19 protein-coding genes are annotated in these 20,671 nt (G+C 63.0%); 4 read left to right on the top strand and 15 right to left on the bottom strand.

Annotated features, from left to right (window positions below):
* The first annotated feature begins 120 nt into the window (after positions 1-120).
* Positions 121-4,077: a phosphoribosylformylglycinamidine synthase gene (purL, locus tag JOZ06_RS03410; RefSeq protein WP_293228639.1), complete on the top strand. Its 3,957-nt coding sequence runs from the start codon at positions 121-123 to the stop codon at positions 4,075-4,077.
* 68 nt (positions 4,078-4,145) lie between these two features.
* Here purL and JOZ06_RS03405 read toward each other — a convergent pair whose 3' ends face one another.
* Positions 4,146-4,556 carry a cytidine deaminase gene (locus JOZ06_RS03405; RefSeq protein ID WP_293228636.1) on the bottom strand — a complete coding sequence of 137 codons (411 nt, stop codon included), beginning with the start codon at positions 4,554-4,556 and terminating at the stop codon, positions 4,146-4,148.
* Positions 4,557-4,906: 350 nt separating this feature from the next.
* On the opposite strand from JOZ06_RS03405, the gene JOZ06_RS03400 reads away from it, so the two are divergent.
* Positions 4,907-7,123: a bifunctional diguanylate cyclase/phosphodiesterase gene (locus JOZ06_RS03400; RefSeq protein WP_293228633.1), complete on the top strand. Its 2,217-nt coding sequence runs from the start codon at positions 4,907-4,909 to the stop codon at positions 7,121-7,123.
* 94 nt (positions 7,124-7,217) lie between these two features.
* Here JOZ06_RS03400 and prmB read toward each other — a convergent pair whose 3' ends face one another.
* The 14 genes from prmB to moaC all read right to left on the bottom strand — a co-directional run bounded on the left by prmB (position 7,218) and on the right by moaC (position 19,793).
* Positions 7,218-8,123 (bottom strand): 50S ribosomal protein L3 N(5)-glutamine methyltransferase, encoded by a 906-nt coding sequence (gene prmB / locus JOZ06_RS03395; protein WP_293228921.1) that lies wholly within the window; start codon positions 8,121-8,123, stop codon positions 7,218-7,220.
* A 23-nt stretch (positions 8,124-8,146) separates the two neighbouring features.
* A complete protein-coding gene (locus JOZ06_RS03390; RefSeq protein ID WP_293228630.1) occupies positions 8,147-9,520 on the bottom strand; it encodes a phosphomannomutase/phosphoglucomutase in 1,374 nt (457 codons plus the stop codon).
* 69 nt (positions 9,521-9,589) lie between these two features.
* On the bottom strand, positions 9,590-10,615 hold the full coding sequence (gene trpD / locus JOZ06_RS03385; protein WP_293228628.1) for an anthranilate phosphoribosyltransferase: 1,026 nt from the start codon (positions 10,613-10,615) through the stop codon (positions 9,590-9,592).
* Positions 10,612-11,211, bottom strand: a complete 600-nt coding sequence (locus tag JOZ06_RS03380) for an aminodeoxychorismate/anthranilate synthase component II (protein WP_293228625.1) — start codon at positions 11,209-11,211, stop codon at positions 10,612-10,614. The genes trpD and JOZ06_RS03380 overlap by 4 nt, the downstream gene beginning before the upstream one ends.
* A gap of 152 nt (positions 11,212-11,363) precedes the next feature.
* Positions 11,364-12,215, bottom strand: coding sequence for an ATP-binding cassette domain-containing protein (locus JOZ06_RS03375; RefSeq protein WP_293228622.1), 852 nt, complete (start codon positions 12,213-12,215; stop codon positions 11,364-11,366).
* Positions 12,212-12,889: a molybdate ABC transporter permease subunit gene (modB, locus tag JOZ06_RS03370; protein ID WP_293228619.1), complete on the bottom strand. Its 678-nt coding sequence runs from the start codon at positions 12,887-12,889 to the stop codon at positions 12,212-12,214. The genes JOZ06_RS03375 and modB overlap by 4 nt, the downstream gene beginning before the upstream one ends.
* The gene (locus JOZ06_RS03365; protein ID WP_293228617.1) at positions 12,882-13,295 is read right to left on the bottom strand and encodes a TOBE domain-containing protein; all 414 of its coding nucleotides are present in this window, start codon (positions 13,293-13,295) and stop codon (positions 12,882-12,884) included. Before JOZ06_RS03365 ends, modB begins: the two co-directional genes overlap by 8 nt.
* A complete protein-coding gene (gene modA, locus JOZ06_RS03360; protein WP_293228615.1) occupies positions 13,292-14,035 on the bottom strand; it encodes a molybdate ABC transporter substrate-binding protein in 744 nt (247 codons plus the stop codon). Before modA ends, JOZ06_RS03365 begins: the two co-directional genes overlap by 4 nt.
* Before the next feature lie 17 nt (positions 14,036-14,052).
* Positions 14,053-14,811 carry a TOBE domain-containing protein gene (locus JOZ06_RS03355; protein WP_293228613.1) on the bottom strand — a complete coding sequence of 253 codons (759 nt, stop codon included), beginning with the start codon at positions 14,809-14,811 and terminating at the stop codon, positions 14,053-14,055.
* Positions 14,812-14,850: 39 nt separating this feature from the next.
* Positions 14,851-15,804: an ornithine cyclodeaminase family protein gene (locus tag JOZ06_RS03350; RefSeq protein ID WP_293228610.1), complete on the bottom strand. Its 954-nt coding sequence runs from the start codon at positions 15,802-15,804 to the stop codon at positions 14,851-14,853.
* Entirely contained in the window at positions 15,801-16,757 is a 957-nt protein-coding gene (locus JOZ06_RS03345) for a threonine/serine dehydratase (RefSeq protein ID WP_293228607.1), read from the bottom strand. The genes JOZ06_RS03350 and JOZ06_RS03345 overlap by 4 nt, the downstream gene beginning before the upstream one ends.
* Complete coding sequence (locus JOZ06_RS03340; RefSeq protein WP_293228604.1) at positions 16,754-17,359, bottom strand: PAS domain-containing protein; 606 nt, start codon at positions 17,357-17,359, stop codon at positions 16,754-16,756. The genes JOZ06_RS03345 and JOZ06_RS03340 overlap by 4 nt, the downstream gene beginning before the upstream one ends.
* Positions 17,360-17,488: 129 nt before the next feature.
* Entirely contained in the window at positions 17,489-19,105 is a 1,617-nt protein-coding gene (locus JOZ06_RS03335) for a methyl-accepting chemotaxis protein (protein WP_293228601.1), read from the bottom strand.
* Between the two features lie 208 nt (positions 19,106-19,313).
* The gene (moaC, locus tag JOZ06_RS03330) at positions 19,314-19,793 is read right to left on the bottom strand and encodes a cyclic pyranopterin monophosphate synthase MoaC (RefSeq protein WP_293228599.1); all 480 of its coding nucleotides are present in this window, start codon (positions 19,791-19,793) and stop codon (positions 19,314-19,316) included.
* A gap of 123 nt (positions 19,794-19,916) precedes the next feature.
* On the opposite strand from moaC, the gene mobB reads away from it, so the two are divergent.
* Both mobB and JOZ06_RS03320 read left to right on the top strand, forming a co-directional pair.
* On the top strand, positions 19,917-20,411 hold the full coding sequence (mobB, locus tag JOZ06_RS03325) for a molybdopterin-guanine dinucleotide biosynthesis protein B (RefSeq protein ID WP_293228596.1): 495 nt from the start codon (positions 19,917-19,919) through the stop codon (positions 20,409-20,411).
* A gap of 11 nt (positions 20,412-20,422) precedes the next feature.
* Positions 20,423-20,671, top strand: a complete 249-nt coding sequence (locus JOZ06_RS03320) for a MoaD/ThiS family protein (RefSeq protein WP_293228593.1) — start codon at positions 20,423-20,425, stop codon at positions 20,669-20,671.

Genomic DNA, 20,671 nt, shown 5'->3' with positions numbered 1-20,671 from the left:
AATTTATAAAAATGCGGAGTGAATGTCTTCGTCTCGGACAGTATCGAGCGGGATCGCTTAAACTGCTTGCATATTACTGGTATTATGACGCGCTTTCCTGAAACTTGTCGCGGGTGCTGCATGGCTCACATAATCAAGCTGCGGGGTGGAGTCGCCCTGTCACAGTTCCGTCTGGAAAAACTTATTGCCGCGGCGCAGTCCGCCGGCCTTCCTGAAATTAATCTGACAGCAGAATATTGGCATTTGGTCGAGAGCGACACACCGCTCGACGCCACAGGCCAGGAGTTGTTAGCCCGAATCCTGACCTATGGCGAGCCGGCGCCAGACACCGAGCCCGACGGCGAATTGTTCTTGGTGGCGCCACGCTTGGGCACGCTGTCGCCTTGGGCCTCCAAAGCCACCGACATCGTCGCGCATTGCGGTCTGACGACCGTGCGTCGCGTCGAGCGCGCCACCGCCTTCCGCGTCGTCGCCGCCACGGCGCTCTCGGAGACCCAGCGCGGCGTGCTGGCCGATCTGCTGTATGACCGCATGACCGAAACGGTCCTGACCGATTTTGACCAAGCCGAACGCTTGTTTGCGCATGTGCCGCCGCAACCGCTGACCACGGTGGACGTGCTCGGCGGCGGGCGCGAGGCGCTGTTGCGCGCCAACGCCGATCTCGGCTTGGCGCTGTCGCCGGATGAAATCGACTATTTGGTGGATAATTTCCGCCGCCTCGAGCGCAATCCCAGTGACGTCGAGCTGATGATGTTCGCGCAGGCCAATTCCGAGCACTGCCGGCATAAGATTTTCAATGCCAATTTCATCGTCGACGGCGTGCCGTGTAACAAGTCGCTGTTCGGTATGATCCGCGACACGCATGCGGCAAATCCGCAAGGCACGCTGGTTGCGTATAGCGACAATGCCTCCGTTATCGAGGGAGCCGAGGTCGAGCGCCTCTATCCGCAGGCGGATGGCCATCTGTACCGCTATCATGCCGAGCCGACGCACATTCTGATGAAGGTCGAGACGCATAACCACCCGACGGCGATTTCGCCATTCGCCGGCGCCGCCACCGGCTCGGGAGGCGAAATCCGCGATGAAGGCGCGACCGGGCGCGGTTCTCGGCCAAAGGCTGGTTTGTGCGGCTTTGCCGTATCCAACCTGAACATCCCTGGTTTCGTGCAGCCGTGGGAGCTGTATCAAAAGGATCAGCCGCAATACGGCCGCCCGTCGCGCATCGCCTCGGCGCTGCAAATCATGATTGACGGTCCGATCGGTGCCGCCGCCTTCAATAACGAATTCGGTCGCCCCAATTTGGCGGGTTACTTCCGTACTTTCGAGGAGATGTTCCACGAGGAGATGCGGGGCTACCACAAGCCGATCATGGTCGCCGGCGGTTTGGGCAATATCCAGGACCGGCAAATCAAGAAAGACCGCATCCCCGCCGATGCGCTGCTGGTGCAGATCGGTGGCCCGGGGCTGCTGATCGGTCTGGGTGGCGGTGCGGCGTCCAGCATGGACACGGGCGCCAACGACGCGGCATTGGATTTCGATTCGGTGCAACGCGGCAATCCGGAAATGCAGCGCCGCTGCCAGGAATTGATCGACCGCTGCTGGCAGCTGGGCGAGGCCAATCCGATCGTGTCGATCCATGATGTGGGCGCCGGCGGGTTGTCGAACGCCTTCCCGGAACTGGTGAACGACGCAGGCCGCGGCGCGATTTTCAATCTGCGCGAGGTGCAGCTGGAAGACACCGGTATGACGCCGATGCAGATTTGGTCGAACGAATCGCAGGAGCGCTACGTGTTGGCGATTCTGCCGCAGGACCTCGACCGGTTCGGCGCGCTGGCCGAGCGCGAACGTTGTCCGTTCGCGGTGGTCGGCACGGCGACCGACGACGGCAGGCTGCGCGTGCGCGACGCGCACTTCGGCAACGATCCGGTGGACATGCCGATGGAGGTCTTGCTTGGCAAGCCGCCGCGCATGACCCGCGACGTGACGACGCGCGAATTCGAGTTCAACGTATTCGACGCCGCGCTGTTCGATTTGCGCGAAACCGCGTATCGCGTGCTGCGCCATCCGACCGTGGCCGACAAATCGTTCTTGATCACCATCGGCGACCGTACCGTGGGTGGGTTGACCGCGCGCGATCAAATGGTGGGGCGCTGGCAGGTGCCGGTGGCCGATGTGGCCGTGACCAGCATGGGCTTCAATACCCTGCGCGGCGAAGCCATGTCGTTGGGCGAGCGGCCGCCGGCAGCGCTCTTTAATGCGCCGGCATCGGGCCGATTGGCCGTGGGCGAGGCGCTGACCAATATTGCCGCCGCCGCGATCGGCAGCCTAAGCGGCGTCAAGCTGTCGGCCAACTGGATGGCCGCCGCCGGCCACCCGGGGGAGGACGCCAATCTCTACCGTACGGTCGAGGGCGTGTCGCACCTCGTGACGGAAATGGGCCTGTCGATTCCGGTCGGCAAGGATTCGCTGTCGATGAAGACGGTGTGGCGCGATGGCGATCAGGAAAAGTCGGTCACCGCGCCGTTGTCGCTGGTGGTGTCGGCATTTGCCTCGGTCGAAGACGTGACCAAGACCGTGACGCCGGATCTCAAGGACGAAAAAGATACCGATCTGATCCTGGTCGATCTGGGGTACGGCCGCTGCCGTCTGGGTGGGTCGATTTACGGTCAGGTATGGAAGCATCTGCGTGGCCGCTCGCCGGACGTCGAAAGTCCGCAGCAACTGGTGGCGTTCTTCGATACCGTGCAGTCGCTGATCCGCGACGGTTTGTTGCTCGCCTATCATGACCGTTCCGACGGCGGCTTGTTCGTGACGTTGTCGGAAATGATGTTCGCGGGTCACGTCGGCTTGAGTATCGATCTGCAGGAACTCGTTATCGAGCGCCGCAAGACGCAACGCTATATCGACGATTTCGTGCAGCCGACGCCGGAAGCCGCCACGCGTGGCCGTATCATGCGCGTGTTGTTCAATGAAGAGCTTGGCGCCGTGTTGCAGGTGAAGAAGACGCACACCGCCGACGTTATTTCGCGCTTCATGCAAGCCGGCATCGGCCGCGAGCTGTTCGTGTTGGGCCGCATCAACAACAAGGACCGGCTGATCATCAAGCACCGTGGCCAAGAATTGTTCAACGAAAGCCGGACCGATCTGCAACGTGCTTGGTCGGAAACCAGTTACCGTCTGCAGCGCATGCGCGACAATCCTGCCTGCGCCGACAGCGAGCACCTGTTGCTGTCCAATAGCAAATCGCGCGGCTTGTTCGCCAATCTGAGCTTCGATGTGCACGAGGACCCGGCCGCGCCGTATCTGCATCTGGGTGCGCGTCCCCGCGTGGCCGTGCTGCGCGAGCAAGGGGTCAATGGTCAGATCGAAATGGCGGCCGCCTTTGATCGTGCGGGCTTTGCCGCGGTCGACGTCACGATGAGCGATCTGCTGAGCGGTCGCGTTTCGCTGACCGACTTCAAGGGCATGGTTGCTTGCGGCGGCTTCAGCTTCGGCGACGTGCTGGGTGCCGGCGAGGGCTGGGCGAAGAGCATTTTGTTCAATAACCGTGCCCGTGAAGCGTTCCAGGCCTTCTTTGGTCGGTCCGACGTGTTCGCGCTCGGGGTGTGTAACGGTTGCCAGATGATGTCCAATCTGGCGGGCATCATTCCTGGCGCCGAGCATTGGCCGACGTTCCGCCGCAACGCGTCCGAGCAGTTCGAAGCCCGCTTCTCCATGGTGGAGGTGCCGCAGACGCCGTCGATCTTTCTGGCCGACATGGCGGGCAGCCAGCTGCCGGTGGTGGTCAGCCATGGCGAGGGGCGCGCGGTGTTTGCCCCCGGCGCGCAGGCGCTGGCCGAGGTGGCTTTACGCTTCATCGATCTGGAAGGGCGTCCGACCGAGACCTATCCGCTCAATCCGAACGGCTCGCCATCGGGCATTACCGGCGTCACCACCGCCGATGGCCGGTTCACCATCATGATGCCGCATCCGGAGCGCGTGTTCCGCACGGTGCAAAACAGCTGGCATCCGGACGACTGGGGCGAGAACGGTGCGTGGTACCGCATGTTCGCCTCTGCGCGCAAGTGGGTGGGTTGAGCTTGGGTGACAAGCAAAAAAACGGCATGCCTTAGGGCGTGCCGTTTTTTTATATGAAATGCGGAGCGTTAGCTCAGATTTTTGGGGCCGAACGCGCCCGGCAGTAATTGATCGAGCGTGGTGTCGACCGTTTGCGTGCCATCGCAGATCAACTTGACCTGCATGGTCGGGCCGAATTCGTTGAGCACCTGCCGGCAGGCGCCGCAAGGGGGCGTCGGCGTGGGCGTTGGCGTGTAGACACAAACGGCGACGACCTCTTGCATGTTGGCTTGCGCGCGCGCGCTGTAGACGGCGGTGCGTTCGGCGCAGTTGGTGAGGCCGTAGGAGGCATTTTCCACGTTGCAGCCGGTGAATAGACGTCCGTCCGCCGTGAGCAACGCGGCGCCAACCGCAAAGCGGCTATAGGGTACGTAGGCATGGGCGGCCGCTTGGCGTGCCGCTTTTTCCAGTTCGGGCCAATCGATCGTGCTATGGGGCATGGGGTTCTCACTCTGCGCACAATGGGGAATGGATATTCTCTCTTCACGTCGAAACTGTCAATTGCCCTGTCTCAGTCTCAAGATGCTGTGGATTGTGAAGGGGCTTGCGCCAAGGCTTTGTTGATATTTAAAAGAATATTTAAAATGTTTATTGTATGTAGCAAAGATAATCTGTCTCTGTTAGTCTAACGGACATATGCTACGCCCAGGTAGGCTGAGAGGGTGATGCGTCATTACATTGGAATAATCCGCTAATAAGAATGGGTTCGTCAGGAATGGGGAATAGCGCGGGGGCGGATGTCGCAGCGCTTGGCCGAATTGTCGGGTTGTCCGCCGAACATGTTGCCGTTTTGACGGCATATGGTCATCTTCTGTTTTCCCGGCGTCAGACGCTGGCTAAACAGCTCTTTTGGTATTTGCTCCGGCAGCACAATGCGGTTGCGCCCGATGGCGAACTGGCCGAGCGGGTGGAGGCGTTGCTGCAAACGCTCGAACGGACGCTTTCCGCCGCGCACGATGCCGGGGAGAGCGTATTGGCGCTGGCCGTGGGTCAACAGCTGCCTTTGGCCGCGCTTTCCGGGTTGGCGGAGTGTCTGACGGGTTATCTGGTCGGCGAGGCGATGGCGCTCGACGTGCCGCAGGTAGTGCGGCAGGCGCTGGAAGAGGCCTTGCGCAAGCGCATGGCGCTCGACCTGATGCTGCAGCTGCAGCAGGCGGGACAGAATGACGCCAACGCCTTGGCCGCGCGGCTGTACGCGACCTTGAGCGGCGTGAGTCTGGCGTTGATCAATGCGCAAAGCCGAGAACAGTTGTTTCAGGCTATTTGCCGCATCTGCGTCGAAGAGGGCGGCTTCGCTTACGCGTGGATTGGCCTGGTCGATACGCAGCAGGCCAATATCCGTCCCGCGGCACTGGCGGGCGATGGCGCCGAGGGTTTCATTCCCGGGGTGTGCATCGATCTGAATGGCCAAACCCCTTCCGCGCGCGCGGTGGCGACCGGCGAGGTGCAATGTGTCGACGATACCCTGGCGCAACAGAGTCTCATGCCTTGGCGCGACGCGATGCGCATCGGCGGCGTGCGCAGCATGCTGTCGATTCCGCTGCAGCTTTATGGTCAAGCCATCGGCACATTGGTGCTGTACGCGCGCCGTTGTCACTATTTCGATCACGCCACCGTCGGCCTGGTGCGCGCCATGGCTGGCGAGATCAGCCATGCGCTGGAGCGTCAGGACGCGATGGCGCGTAGCCAGAAGGCCGAGAACGACCTGGCTTACCTGATCCAGCATGATCCCTTGACCGGCTTGCCTAACCGCCAACTGATGCTGGAACGCATTGGGCAAATGGTCCAGCTTGGTCAACCCGACAGTCAGATCGGTGTCGTCACGCTGGCCATCGATAGCTTCCACGAACTCAATGCCCGCCTTGGGCATGCCTCGGGCGACATGGTGCTGCGCGAGGTCGCGCTGCGCATGAGCCAGCGCGCGCTGCCGCATGGCTCGGTCGGCCGGGTCGGCGCCGCGCGCTTTGTCGCGGTCAGTGACGTCAGCGAGCCGCTCGACCGCTTGGTGGCGGATCTGCAGGATGCGATGCGCGAGCCGATTCAGTGCCAGGGCGAGCACATCAGTTTGCGTTGCAGCATCGGCGTGGTGCAGGAACATATCGCCTCGGCCGATGCGGCGGCGCTGATGCGCTGCTCGGATCTGGCGCTGATCCGGGCGCGCGAGGCGGGCGGTGGGCGTTGCCGCTTCTACGACGAGGGAATGGACGTCGAGATCAGGCGCATGCATGCGCTGCGGGGCGATTTTGCCCGCGCGCTGGCCGATAACGAGCTCGAGTTGTTTTATCAGCCCAAGATCAACCTGGTCGATCACAAGGTCAGCGGCGTCGAGGCGCTGATTCGTTGGCGCCGCGCCGATGGCTACATGGCGCCGGGCGAGTTTTTCCCGGCCATCGAGCATACCGATCTGATGCGCGAACTCGACTGGTGGGTGATGAGCGAGGCGCTGCGCCATTCCAGCGTGTGGATGGCGCAAGGCAAACTGATTCCGGTCAGCGTCAATCTGTCGGCCATGACCTTGCGCCATGAAAGCTTTTTGCCGCGCATTCAGGCATTGATCATGCGTCACCCGATTCCGGATGGCCATTTGGAGCTGGAGGTGCTGGAAACCGTGTCGCAAAAAGAGGCGGAGGAGATCGTGCACAAGCTGGAAAGCTGTCGCGAATTCGGTATTTCCATCGCGCTCGACGATTTCGGTACCGGCGCATCCTCACTGGTGCACTTGCAGCAGCTGCCATTCGACACCATCAAAATCGACCAGCGCTTCGTGCGTAAGCTGTTGAAGGCACCAGGCAATGAGGCGATCATTCGCAGCATGATCTCATTCGCGCATTACACCGGCCGCAAACTGGTGGTCGAGGGGGTGGAAAGCCAGCCGATCTGGGACCGGTTGCTGGAGATCGGTTGCACGTCGGGGCAGGGCTACGCCATTTCTGCGCCGGTATCCGCTAGCGGTCTGATGGATTGGCTCGCAGAGCGCGAGGAGACGGTGGCGCTCAAGTCGGCCTGAACGGTGGTCCCTGCGGAGAGTCCGTGCGTTGCTTCGCGAACGCACGCTACATTCCTACCGTAGCGTGCATTCGCCGCAGGCAATGCACGTCTTCTTAGCTCAAGCCCTGATTGAGCAGATCCTCGCGCGTCAGTAAGAACACGAAGCCGTCGCCGCCGCTGGTGTCGAGCCAGACGAATGGCAGGTGGGGGAATGCGGCTTCCAGCGCGTGGCGATTGTGGCCGATCTCGACCAGCAGCACGCCGCGCTCGTTGAGGAAGTCTGGTGCGCGGCGCAGGATTTCGCGCGTGGCATCCAGGCCGTCATGGCCAGAGCCCAGTGCCAGTGCCGGCTCGTGACGGTACTCCTCCGGCAACGCGTCGACCGACTCGGCGTCGACATAGGGCGGGTTGGACACAATCAAGTCATAGCGGTCGGCCAGGCCTTCGAATAGATCGGTATGAATCAGGTTGATCCGGTCGCCTAGCGCATAGTTTTCGACATTGATGGCCGCGACTTCCAGCGCGTCGAGCGAGATATCCACCGCGTCGATCTCCGCGTCCGGATAATGATGCGCCATCTGAATGGCCAGGCAGCCAGAGCCGGTGCAGAGATCCAGGCCGCGGTGCACCAGTTCCGGGTACTCGATCCAGGGCGCCAGCGGTTCTCCCAATAGCTCATAGACGAACGAACGCGGCACGATCACCCGTTCGTCGACGTAGAAGCTGAAATCGCCTTGCCAAGCCTCGTGGGTCAGGTAGGCGGTGGGGATGCGTTCCTCGACCCGGCGCTCGATCATCTCGATCACGTCGCGGATCTCTTCCGGCAGCAGCCGGGCATCCAGGTAGGGGTCCAACTGGTCGACCGGCAGGCTCAAGCCCGACAAAACCAGATAGGCGGCTTCATCGAAGGCGTTGGTTGTGCCATGGCCGTAGGACAGTCCGGCCTGGTTGAAGCGCGATACCGCGAAACGCAGCAGATCGCGCACCGTATTGAGGTTGTTGGCTGCCTGTTGATACATCGTGCTGTTATCCATGCGTTTCCTTAGAACGGCAGCTTGGCGTCGGTCGCTTTGCCCAGCTCGCGGCGGAAATCGGCCATGATGCGTTCGAGCGCTTGCTGATCGTCGGCTTCGAAGCGCAGCACGATCACCGGCGTGGTATTGGAGGCGCGCATCAGTCCGAAACCGTCGGCGTACTCGACGCGCAGACCGTCCAGCGTGATCACTTCCTCCGCCGCATCGAAACGGGCGCTTTGCTGCAGCCGTTCGATCAGCGCGTGATTTTCGCCTTCCTTGGTCTTCAGGTTCAGTTCCGGCGTCGACACCGCGTTGGGCAACGCGTTCAAGAGCGCGCTGGCGTCCTCGACGCGCGCGAGGATCTCCAGCAGGCGGGCGCCGGCGTACATGCCGTCGTCAAAACCGTACCAGCGTTCCTTGAAGAAAACGTGACCGCTCATTTCCCCGGCGATCAGCGCGCCGGTTTCCTTGATCTTGGCCTTGATGAAGCTGTGGCCGGTACGGCACATCACCGGGGTGCCCTTGTTTTCCTTGATCCAGGGTTTCAAGAGCCGGGTCGATTTGACGTCGTAGATCACCTTGGCCTTGGGGTTGCGCTCCAGCACGTCTGCCGCGTAGAGCATCAGCTGCCGGTCCGGCCAAATGATGTTGCCGTCCTTGGTGACCACGCCTAGCCGGTCGCCGTCGCCGTCGAAAGCCAACCCGATTTCGGCATCGGTCTTGGCCAGCGCCTCGATCACGTCGCGCAGGTTTTCCGGTTTGGCCGGATCGGGGTGGTGGTTGGGGAAAGTGCCGTCAACGTCGCAAAACAGTTCGCGCACGCGGCAACCCAGGCGGCGGAACAGAATAGGGGCGAATGCGCCCGCCACGCCGTTGCCGCAGTCCACCACCACGCTGATCGGGCGGTCGAGCTTGATGTCGCTGGTGATGCGGTCGAAATAGGCCTCGGTGACGTCGGCCGTTTCGAGCGCGCCCGCACCTTGCAGCAGCCGGTCGTCAACGATGCGCTGATAGAGTGCCTGGATGTCGTCGCCCGCCAGCGTGTCGCCCGCCAATACCATCTTCAGCCCGTTGTACTCGGGCGGGTTGTGGCTGCCGGTGACCATGACGCCCGATTGGGTGCCAAGATGATGCGTGGCGAAATAAAGCATGGGCGTGGCCACGCGGCCGATGTCGATGACATCGACGCCTGCCGCGCGCAAACCGTCGGCGAGCGCCTCGGACAGTTCCGGGCCAGAGAGGCGGCCGTCGCGGCCGATGACGACGCGGGTAACTTTGCGTTCGATCGCTTCGCTGCCGATGGCTTGCCCGATCAGACGCGTGCTTTCCACCGTGAGCGTTTTGCCGACGATGCCGCGAATGTCATAGGCCTTGAAGATTTCTTTGGAGAGTTTGTTCATGACTGTCAGGTCGTATCTAAGTCGATTAATGTCATCGTCCGGCACAATGGCCGGCCGGCTGGCTATACGTCAGGCAAGCGCTCGGCTCGCCTGAATCAATTCATGTAATTTTTGTTCGGCGCCGCCGCTTTCCAATGCGGCGCGCGCGCGCTCCACGCCGCCGGCCAGACTGTCGGCCAGGCCTGCGGTGTAGATCGCCGCGGCGGCGTTGATGAGTACGATGTCTCGCGCCGCCGACGGTTGGTTGGCCAACACGGATTCGATCATGCGCGCCGATTGCTCGGCGGAGTCGGCATGCAGCGCGGTCAGCGGCGCGCGGGTAAAGCCGTAGTCGCGCGGATCCAGCACGGATTCGCGGATCGCGCCGTCTTTCAATTCGGCTATCCAGGTATTGTCGGAAAGCGTGATTTCATCCAGTCCGTCCATGCCGTGCACCACCAAGACGTGGCGGCTGCCTAATTCTTTGAGTACGCGGGCCTGAATGCCGACCAGATCGTAATGGAATACCCCCATCACCTGGTTATCCGCGCCGGCGGGGTTGGTCAACGGGCCGAGAATATTGAAGATCGTGCGCACGCCGAGTTCACGCCGAATGGGCGCCACGTGACGCATGGCGCTGTGATGGTTGGGCGCGAACATGAAGCCGATGCCGATGCGATCGATGCATTCGCCTACTGCGACGGGGGGGAGGTTGATGTTGACGCCAAGAATTTCCAACACATCGGCGCTGCCCGATTTGGACGATACCGAGCGGCCGCCATGCTTGGCGACACGCGCGCCGGCGGCGGCGGCCACAAAGGCCGAAGCGGTGGAAATGTTGAAGGTATGGCTTTTGTCGCCGCCGGTGCCGCAGGTGTCCACCAAGTGCGATCGCTGACTGACCGGCACTCGGTCGGAGAATTCTCTCATTACCGTGGCGGCGGCGGCGATTTCCAAGACGCTTTCCACTTTGACGCGCAGGCCGATCAGGATGGCGGCGGTCAATGCCGGTGAAATTTCGCCGCGCATGATCTGGCGCATCAGATCGAGCATCTCGTCGTAGAACAGCTCGTTTTGGTCGATGAGCCGGTTCAGTGCGGCTTGAGGTGTGATCATGCCTTGGGTTCCGTCTCGGGCTGCGGGCGTGCGTGCGCCCGCAGGAAGTTGTTCAGCATGGCGTGGCCATGTTCGGTCAGAATGGACTCGGGGTGAAACTGTACGCCCTCTATCGGCATCGATTTGTGGCGTATGCCCATGATCTCGCCATCTTCGGTCCATGCGGTGATTTCGAGGCACGCCGGCAGTGATTCGCGGGCAATGGCCAGCGAATGATAGCGGGTGCAGGTGATCGGCGAAGGCAAGTCGGCGAAGACGCCGCCGCCGTTGTGCCGTACCGGCGAGACCTTGCCGTGCATCAGCGTCTTGGCGTGGACGACGCGAGCGCCGAACGCTTGGCCGATGCTTTGATGGCCGAGGCATACACCCAGGATGGGCACTTTGCCGGCGAAGTGGGTGATGGCCGCCAGGGAAATACCCGCTTCATCGGGAGTGCAGGGACCGGGCGAAATCATCAGATACTTGGGTTTCTGCGCCTCGATCTCGTCGAGCGTGATCTCATCGTTGCGGTACACGCGCACGTCTTGACCCAGTTCACCCAGATATTGCACCAGGTTGTAGGTGAAGGAGTCGAAGTTGTCGATCATGAGAAGCATGAGTGATGGCGACCTTCTGAAAACGGACGTATCGTTGGGGGGTGCGGAACCGCCATTGTCATTCGATTTGGTCGTGACGGCAACCATTTCACCCAGATTTTTCCCGACGACGGCCACAGGCGGTAGTGGCCCGACTACAGCTTGGCCAAGCGTCAGGACTGTACGCTGAGCGCTCCGGCCGACAGCACGACGGTTTGCCCGGGCGAGAGCGCTTGCGCCTCCGCGGCGCTGACCAGCACATCCACCAGCTCTTGACCTACCTGGACGCTGACGCGCCACAAGACGTCGGCTGGCCGCACCGCCAGCACCGTGGCGTGCAGCAGACAACGGCCGCGATCGCCGCCGGCGCCGAGAAACAGTTCGGCGGGCGAGCCTTGGGCCGTCACCCGGCCCTGGGTGAGCTGCAGCACGTGGTCGGCCAGACTGAATACTTCAGCCAGATCGTGGCTGACCAATACCGTGGTGAAGGCAAATCGCCCCTGCATGTCGCGCAGCATCTGCCGCAATTCATGCCGCAGCGACAGATCGAGCGCCGAGAGCGGTTCGTCGAGCAGCAATAGCCGCGGCCGGCAGGCCAGCGCGCGCGCCAGCGCGACCCGCTGCCGTTGACCGCCCGATAGCGACGCGGGCCGCTGCGCCGCGTGAGGCGCGAGGCCTGTCAGGGCGAGGAGTTCCTCCACCAGCGGTTGGCCGTGGCGGCCGGCGCCAAAGGCAATGTTCTCGCGCACGGATCGCTGCGGAAACAAGGCAAAGTCCTGAAATACCATGCCGATGCCGCGCTGCTGTACCGGCAATTGCCGCCGTCCGTCGAGCCAGATTTCCTCGCCATACGATAGCTGGCCTTTGTGCGGGCGCTCCAGGCCCGCCAGCAGGCGCAGGAAAGTGGTTTTGCCGGCCCCCGAGGGACCGAACACCGCCGTGGTTTTGCCCAGCGGCAAGGCGCCTTCGGCGAGGAGATGAAAGGCGCCCGGTTCCGCCTGATAATCGAACGCGAAGCGGATCATCGGTTGGCTCCATGCCGATCGGCATAGCGCCGCAACAGATTGACGATCAGGACCACGCCGAAGGCGAATCCGCACAAAATGCCGGCGTAAACGTGGGCGGCCGGGTAATTCATCTGTTCGACCTGCTGATAGACGGCGATGGAGGCGACCTGCGTCACGCCGGGAATATTGCCGCCGATCATCAGCACCAGACCGAACTCGCCCACCGTGTGGGCGAAACTCATCACGGCGCCGGCGGCGAGCGCCGCGCGCACCCCTGGCAACTCCACCGCCAGGAAGGCGCCTAGCCGGGAGCGGCCCAAAGTCCAGGCCGCCTCGCGCAGGCTAGGCGGCTGCGCGGAGAGCGCCGCGGCCACCGGCTGCACCATGAAGGGCAGGCTGAACAATACGGAGCCGAATACGAGCCCCGGAAACGAAAATACCAATTGCAGCCCTAGCGTGTCGCGCAACCAGCCGCCCAGCCTCCCCGTCGGGGTCAACAGCAGCAGCAAATAGAACCCCAGCACCGAGGGCGGCAGTACCAGCGGCATGGAGATCAACGTTTCCACCACTGGCTTGAACGGCGAGCGGCGATGCGCCAGCCAGCCGGCAAGCGGCACGCCGATGACGAGCAAAATCGACGTCGTCAGCAGCGCCAGCCGCGCGCTGAGCCACAAAGGCGCGAGATCAGGCATCGCTCTTCTCCTCGTCGAACAACTGCATGTCGTTGGCCTTGATCAGCGCGTGCACCGCCATGCCGGGCGCGAGCGCCAAGCGCTCGGCCGAGCCGCGGGTAATCACCGCCTGTAGCGGTTGCCCCTCAAACGAAAGGTCGATGCGGCTCATCAAGTCGCCGTGCGTCACCGCCAGTACCGTACAGGGCAGCAGATTGCGGATGCTGAGCATGCCGGACAGCTCGCGCGCCAGCGCCACGTCGATCTCGCGAAAGGCCAGCGTAATCCGCTGACCCAGCTGCCAAGACGGCATGCGCGCATCCCCGAGCATCAGCGCCGTGCACGGCTGCTGCCCCATTCGGGCGTCCAGCAGTTGAATGCCGTCCGTTTGGCGCAGCGCGACGATCACCGCATCGAGACGGTTCATGGCAGGCGGTAGCCGTAGCGTTGCAGGATGGCGCGTGCCGCCGGGCTTTGCAGGTAGTCGAACAGCCGTTTGGCATCCGGATTGGTCTCGGCCGGTTTGAGCAGCGCCATGTCCTGAACGATCGGCGTGTAGCTTTGCGACGGTACCTCGACCCAATGCCCCTGATCGTGCATCTGTGTCGAGATCACTTGCGCCTTGGCGACAAAGCCGGCTTGCGCCGCGCCGCTGGCCACGAATTGGGCCGTCTGGCCGATGCTGTCGCCCGTGACGAGCCGCGGCTTGACGGTATCGGCGAGGTGATAGTAATTCAGGGCGCGCATCGCTTCGGTGCCGTATGGCGCGGTTTGCGGGTTGGCGATGGCGACCTTGCCGCTGGCGTTTTTCAGCCATTGCTGCCAGTGCGCGCCGTCGAAGCCGCTATCGAGCGACCAGAGCACCAGGGTGCCGATGGCGTAGGTCTTGGGCGCGTTCAGGGTGAAACCGGCGGCTTGCAGCTTTTGCGGGAAGGTGTTGTCGGCCGACAAAAACAGCTCGAACGGCGCGCCGGCCATGACCTGGGCGGTGAACTTGCCCGAGGACGAATACGAGGGCAGTACCGCCACGCCGGTGTCGTGGGTGAAGGCATTGGCGATGTCGGCAAACGCGTATTGCATGTTGGCGGCCACCGCGACCTTGACCGGGGCGGCGAGCGCCGTCATCGGCAAGGCGGCGAGCAGGGTGCAGAGCAGGGTTTTTTTCATGGCGGATTCCCTCGATGTCAGGCCAATGTGGCCAGAATGATGTCGGATGGGCTGATCAGCGCGGTGGCCGGTGCGCCGGGCGCCAAAGCCAGGCACTGCAGCGTGGCGGTGTCCAGCATGGCGTGCAGCGTGAGGCCGTGGGGGAGCTCGAGCGTGAGCTCGCTGTTGACCGTGCCGGGTTGAATTTGTCCGATGCGTCCGTTCAGGCGGTTTGGCAGCGCGATGCGATGCGCTTGCTGCGGGTGGGCGATCAGGATCGCCCCCGCTTTGAAGAAAGCCAATACTTCGCCGCCAGGAGCGAGTTTCATCTGGCGGCTGCTTTCGCGCGTCACGCTGACTTGCAGTTTCTCGCCTTGCGGCAGCGCCACGGTGACCAAGTCGTTGACGGCGCCTTGCGTCAGCGAGTGGATACGGCCGACGAATTGATTGCGCGCCGAGGTGTGGAGCCCCAGCCGCGCCAGCAAAGCGCCGTCCAGATTGCCATCGAGCGCGTCGGCCAATGTCTGCGACAGCCGTTCGAGCAAGGCGCCCGCGGCCAGCATCGCCTCGCCGCGCGGCGACAGCACCGTGCCGCCGCCGCCCGCGCCGCCGCTGGTGCGTACGAACAATGGCTCTCGGCTGTCGCGGTTCATGGCGTCGAGAATTTGCCATGCGCCTTTATAACTCAGACCCACGCGCCGGGCGGCGGCGCTGATCGAGCCGGTGGCCTGAACGGCGGCCAACAGCGCGAGCCGTCCGCTTTGGCGATCGTTGGCGGAGGAGGGTGTGCGGGGCATGGTATCGTTATGTATTAAAGTACATAACGATACCCTGGTTCAGTCGGTTTGGCCAGTAGCGACCAGGATGCTTTTGGCGATGGCCACGTCCTGCACGGCGAGGCCGGTCAGGTCGGCCAGAGTGATCTCATCGGCGTGCTGTCGCCCTGGCTGCTCGCCGGCGAGTACCTTCCCCAACTCGGATAGCGACGACTCGGCGAGCAAGCCGGCCTTGAGCGCGTGCGAGATTTCGCCGTAGGCCGCGCACTGTGCGACGGCATCGGCGACAACGCGGTCCGCGCGCGCCGTCAATGCGGTTTCCAGCTCTTGTTTGCCTTCGGCGTCCGCGCCCACGGCGGTAATGTGCGTGCCCGGCTGGATCCAGTCGGCGCTAAGAATGGGCGCGCGCGACGGCGTGCAGGTGACGATCAGCTGGCACTGCCGCGCCAGCGGCTCGGCGTCGCGTGTGGGATGGACACGGTAGCCGAGATCGGCGAGTTCATGGGTCATGGCGGAGAGGCTCGCCGCATGCCGGCCCCACAGCCATACCTCGCGGCAGGATGTGACGGCCTCGAGTGCTTGCAGTTGCAAGCGCGCCTGCATGCCTGTGCCGACGATGCCGATGGCGTCGATTCGCGTCGGCGCCAGCACTTCGGCGGCCAGGCGCCCCGCCAGCGCCGTGCGCAGGCTGGTGAGCCAGCCTTCGTCTTGCAGAAGCGCCATCGGTTCGCCTGTGTGGGCGTTGAACGCCATGACGAGCCCCTGGTTGCTCGGCAGGCCGCGCGCGGGATTGTCGTAAAACCCGCAGGCGACCTTGACGGCGAAGAGATCGTCACCGGTGAGGTAACCGGATTTGACGCAACCGTCGCCGTTGTCGGCCGCAAAGACGAAATGCTGTACCGGCGGCAGTTGCGCGCGCCCGGCCGAATAGGCGATCAGGCTCTCGCGGATCGCCGCCGTGGCGCGCTCTGCGTCGTAGCGGGCTAGGATTTGGGTTTTGTCGAGGATCTTCATTGCACGGCCTTGATAAATTTCTCCAGCACAATATTGCGGCCGCACAGCACCACGGCCACCTTGCGTCCCCGATACTGCGGCGCCAGCTGCAAGAGACTCGCCAAGGCCACGCCGGCAGCGCCCTCGACCATCCAGCGGTCGGTTTGTGCCAGCGCGCGCATGGCTTGGCGGATTTCCTGCTCTGAAACCAAGGCGTGCCGGTCGATGACTTGCTGGCACAGCGAGAAGGTGACCGCGCCCGGTTCCACGCCGCCGGCGGTGCCGTCCGATAGGGTATCGGTTTCCATGACGTCGATAATGCGGCCTGCTTCCAGGCAGGCGTGCATGGCAGGCGCGTTGGCGGGCCAGCAGCCGACGATCTCTGTGCGCGGCGCCAAGGCGGAGAGCGCGGCGCCGATGCCGGAGATCAATCCGCCGCCGCCTACCGCGACAAACACCGCGTCGAGATCCGGCATCTGTTCGGCTAGTTCCATGCCCACGGTGCCTTGGCCGGCAATGACCTGCAGATCGTTGTAAGGCGAGACGAACGGCACGCCGAGCCGCTGTGCCGCATCGGCGGCGGCAAGCTCCGCCGCCAGCGCGTCGCCCGCGACCAGCTCGAGCGTGGCGCCGTAGGCGCGGATGGTGTCCAGCTTGACGGCGGCCGCGCTTTGCGGCGCGTAAACCGTCACCGGAATGCCGGCGTTGCGTCCTGCGAGCGCCAGCGCCTGGCCATGATTGCCGCTTGAGGCGGTGACTACGCCGCTGGCGCGATGTTCCGGCGCCAATAGCCGCAGTTTGTTGCATGCGCCGCGGAATTTGAACGAGCCGGTGTGTTGCAGGTGTTCGCTTTTCAAGTACACCTCGCAGCCGGTAAGGCGTGATAGGCCCAGGCTGTAGTCGGTCGGCGTGACACGGACGGTCGGCCGCAACGCGTGATGGGCTTGAACGATATCGGTGAAAAGTGGCGTCATGTCGGTTCCTTCATCTCTTTCAGGTATTTATAAATCGTGGCCCGTCCCATGCCGAGGACATTGGCGGCATAGTTGGCGGCGTTGCGCCCGCGGAAGGCGCCTTCTTGCTGCAAGGCTTCCACGAGCTCGCGCTTGTGCTCGCGTTGCAGGATCGACAGGCTGAGCTGGCGCGTTCGCAGCCAGCGGTGAATGAACTGGTTGATGCGTTCCTGCCAGTCGTCCTGGAACAGCACATCCGGCTGCGCCACGACCCGGTCGCCGCTGAGGAAGAGGTTCAGCGCGGCACGCGCGCTCTCGAACACGGAGATGTCCATGTTGATGCACATCAGCCCTTCGATTCGCCCGGCCTCGTCCCGCAACGCCACACTGATCGAGCGCAGTCTGCGCCCATCCCAGTTGAGCTTCTCATAGGGGCCGATGATGTCGGTTTCCAGTTTTGCCGGCAGTTCGTCCAGCCCCGAGTCGTCGCCCACTGAGCGCTTGGAGAAATTGTTGGCGATATAGGCCACCGTGTGGCTGGCCATGTCGTGCAGCACCACTTCCGCATACGGGTAAAGCAGGGTGGCGATGGCATCGGCGGTCGCTTGATGGCGGCTTGTCATGGGGGGCTCCGAAATGGACTATTTCGTATAGATTAGATTTATTCGTCTGCTTTGTAAACAAAAAAATCTACTGTGGACTGTTTGTCTATATTGTGGGAATGGAAAAGCGCGGGGGGCGGCCCGCGCCTGTCAGAACGTGTATTGCGCCAACGTGCTGAGCTGGTTTTGCGCCAGCTGATCGAGTTCGCGCGTGCTGTCTAGCGAAGCGGTGGCCGCAGCGTGCGACGCCTCGGACATGCGCGTCGTTTGCGCCACTTGTGCCGCTATGCTTTGGCTCGCTTCCTCCTGGGCTTGGATCGCCTCGGCGATGGCGTGCATGTTGCTGGTGGTCGAGCTCGCGCTCTCGCCGATACGGCGAATGGCCTGGTCGGCCTGGTCGGCGCGGTTGACGCCGGTCTGCACCAGTTCGGCGGCGATTTGCATCTGTTCTGTCGCCTGACGGGCGCTGTCTTCCATGGTGGTGATGGTCTGTGCAATTTCCTGGGTGGATTGCGCGGTGCGTTCGGCAAGCTTGCGCACCTCGTCGGCCACCACCGCGAATCCGCGTCCCATTTCGCCGGCGCGCGCCGCCTCGATGGCGGCATTCAATGCCAAAAGGTTGGTTTGGTCGGCGATGTCGCGAATCACCTTGATGACCGACGCAACCTGGGCGCTGCAGCCGGCCAGTTGCTGGATGCTGGCCGACGAGGTTTGCACCGCGCGCGAGATGTCGCGGATATCCTCGATCGTCTTGGCAATGATGGTCGATCCTTCTTCAACCAACGCGCCGGCGGCGCTGACGGCGTCGCGTGTCAGCCGGGCCTGTTCGGTGACGCGCTCGGTGCTGGCGGCCATTTCGTCGACGCTCGCCGCCATGCTGGCCGCCGTATGGTTCTGCGTCTGTGCGGCGGTTGAGGTGTCGCCCGCGGTGTCGGAGAGACGGTGGGCGGCGGCGCTGACCAGTTGCGCGCCGTCGCGCAGGTTTTGCAGGTTGCGCTGCAGCCTGTCGAGCAGCCCGTTGAAGGCCTCTGCGGTCTGGCCGATTTCGTCGCGGCGCAGCACCTTGGCCCGCTGGGTGAAGTCGAGACTCTGGCTGACGCCGCTCAGCGTGGTTTCGATGTTGGCGAGCCCCGTGCGAATGGTGCGGAACAGATGCGCGGCCAATAGGCTGGAAAGCGCGAACCCGGCCACCAGCACGATGAGGGACAGTACAAGTCCCGTGGTGTAGGCGAGGTCGTTTTGCCGCGCGAGCCGGTCGGCTTGGTCGTAATTGTACTTGGCGTGTTTGTCGAGCGTCTTCATCAACTTCGCCATCGTGTCGGAAAACGCGCCCATCAGCAGTGGGCGGGCTTCATCGCTGTGATAGGCGCGCGACTGCGTCAAAATCCGATCGCGCAGTGCGCGCGCGTCGGCCATGGCGGCCTGGTCGTTTTGCACCATCTTGCGGTCTTCGTCGTCGCTGATGTAACGGGCCAGGTAGTCGGCCATGGCGGTGTCGAAGACCTTGTCATTGTCGCTGATGACCTGATCCTGTTCGGATTTGGTGCCGCCATCTTGCGCCATGACATGTTTGAGCGTGGCGGTGCGGATTTCGCTGGCGGCACGCACCGCGGCGTTCATCAGTTTCAAGCTGGGGAGGGTGCCGGTTTCGACGGTATTGAATCGTGTTTGCGCTTGGCGGTTTTGCCAGATGCCGTAGCCGCCGATCAGGAGCAGGGCGCAAAGCGCGGCGATGAGAGTGAGGGTGAGTTGGCGAATGATCGTCAAGGCGCGCTCCGTATTGGGCGGGTGCCGGACGGGCCGATGTGCGGCTAGCCGGCGGATCCGCGCCACGATGAATCGGCGCCGGGGGTGGCCCTGCCGATTCGTTTGGGTTATTGATCACGGTGTCATGCAAATTGAGTATCTTTTTATAATAAATGACATAAACCGTGCAATACCTCTGCGCCAAAAACGGTGTAAATATGCTATTTGGCTAATTGCCGGCGCGCCAGTGCCCGCTCTTGCCGCCTTGTTTCTCCAGTAGCCGCACGCCATCGATGCACATGCCGCGATCTACCGCCTTGAGCATGTCGTAAACCGTCAACAGCCCCGCCATGACGGCGGTCAGCGCCTCCATCTCCACACCGGTACGGCCCACGGTTTCGGTGGTGACGACCACGGTGACGCGCGATGCCGTTTCGTCCAGGGAGAATTCGGCGCTGACGTGGGTGAGCGCCAACGGGTGGCATAACGGGATCAATTGCGACGTATGCTTGCTGCCTTGGATGGCGGCCAGGCGCGCCACGCCGATGACGTCGCCTTTGCCTGCGCGGCCTTCCTGGACCAAACGCAAGGTTTCCGGCTTCATGGTGATGAAACCGGTGGCGCTGGCGCTGCGGCGTGTTTCCGGCTTGTCGCCGACATCGACCATATGGGCGAGGCCTGCGCTATCGAAATGGGTGAGGGCGGACATGGAATGAGCCTGTTGAATATAAAATCGGGTTAACATAACGCTACAGGGGCCGGCGAACAAGCGCCACCGTGCGCGCGGCCATCGAACAACGCTTTTCGGCACCTACGCGACAATCGAACGATAATGCAAAAAACCCTGGGCGTGATCGGCTGGTCCGGCAGCGGCAAAACGACGTTGATCGCCAGTGTGTTGCCACTACTGAGGGCGCGCGGCCTGCGGGTGGCGGTCATCAAGCATTGCCATCACCCGCTCGAATTCGATCAGCCCGGCAAGGACAGCCACCGCTTGCGGCAAGCCGGCGCCACCGAAGTGATGGTGCTGTCGCCCACCGGCTGGGCGGTTTTTGCCGACGTGGACCGTGAGCCCACACTGGCGGAACAGCTGTCGCACCTGTCCGAGGTGGATCTGGTGCTGCTCGAAGGCCAAAAGCGGCTGGCGCTGCCCAAGTTGGAAGTCTACCGGTCAAGTGTGGGCAAGCCGCCGCGCTATCCGGACGACCCGGACATCATCGCCGTGGCATGCGATCAAACGCTCGCTGCCGACCGGCCTGTGCTGGATTTGAACGACGCCGAGGCGGTGGCGGATTTTGTCGCCGCCTGGGCGCGAGCCAAGAATTAAAGGAAATGGACATGATCAACGTGCGCTATTTTGGCGTGTTGAAAGACGCGCTGGGCCTGGAGCAGGAGACCTTGGACTGGCAAGGCGGCACCACCGGCGACCTGCTGTCGCGTCTGCGCGCGCGCGGCGGGGACTGGGATGCGGCGCTGGCGCCGGGCAAGGTGTTCCGCCTGGTGGTGAACCAGTCCATCGTGCAGGGCGAGGCGGCAATCCCCGTCGGCGCCGAGGTCGGCATCCTGCCGCCGGTCACCGGAGGCTGA

The sequence above is a fragment of the Paludibacterium sp. genome, assembly GCF_019232825.1.
Classification (GTDB): Bacteria; Pseudomonadota; Gammaproteobacteria; order Burkholderiales; family Chromobacteriaceae; genus Paludibacterium.
This window is presented reverse-complemented; position numbering and strand designations above follow the sequence as displayed.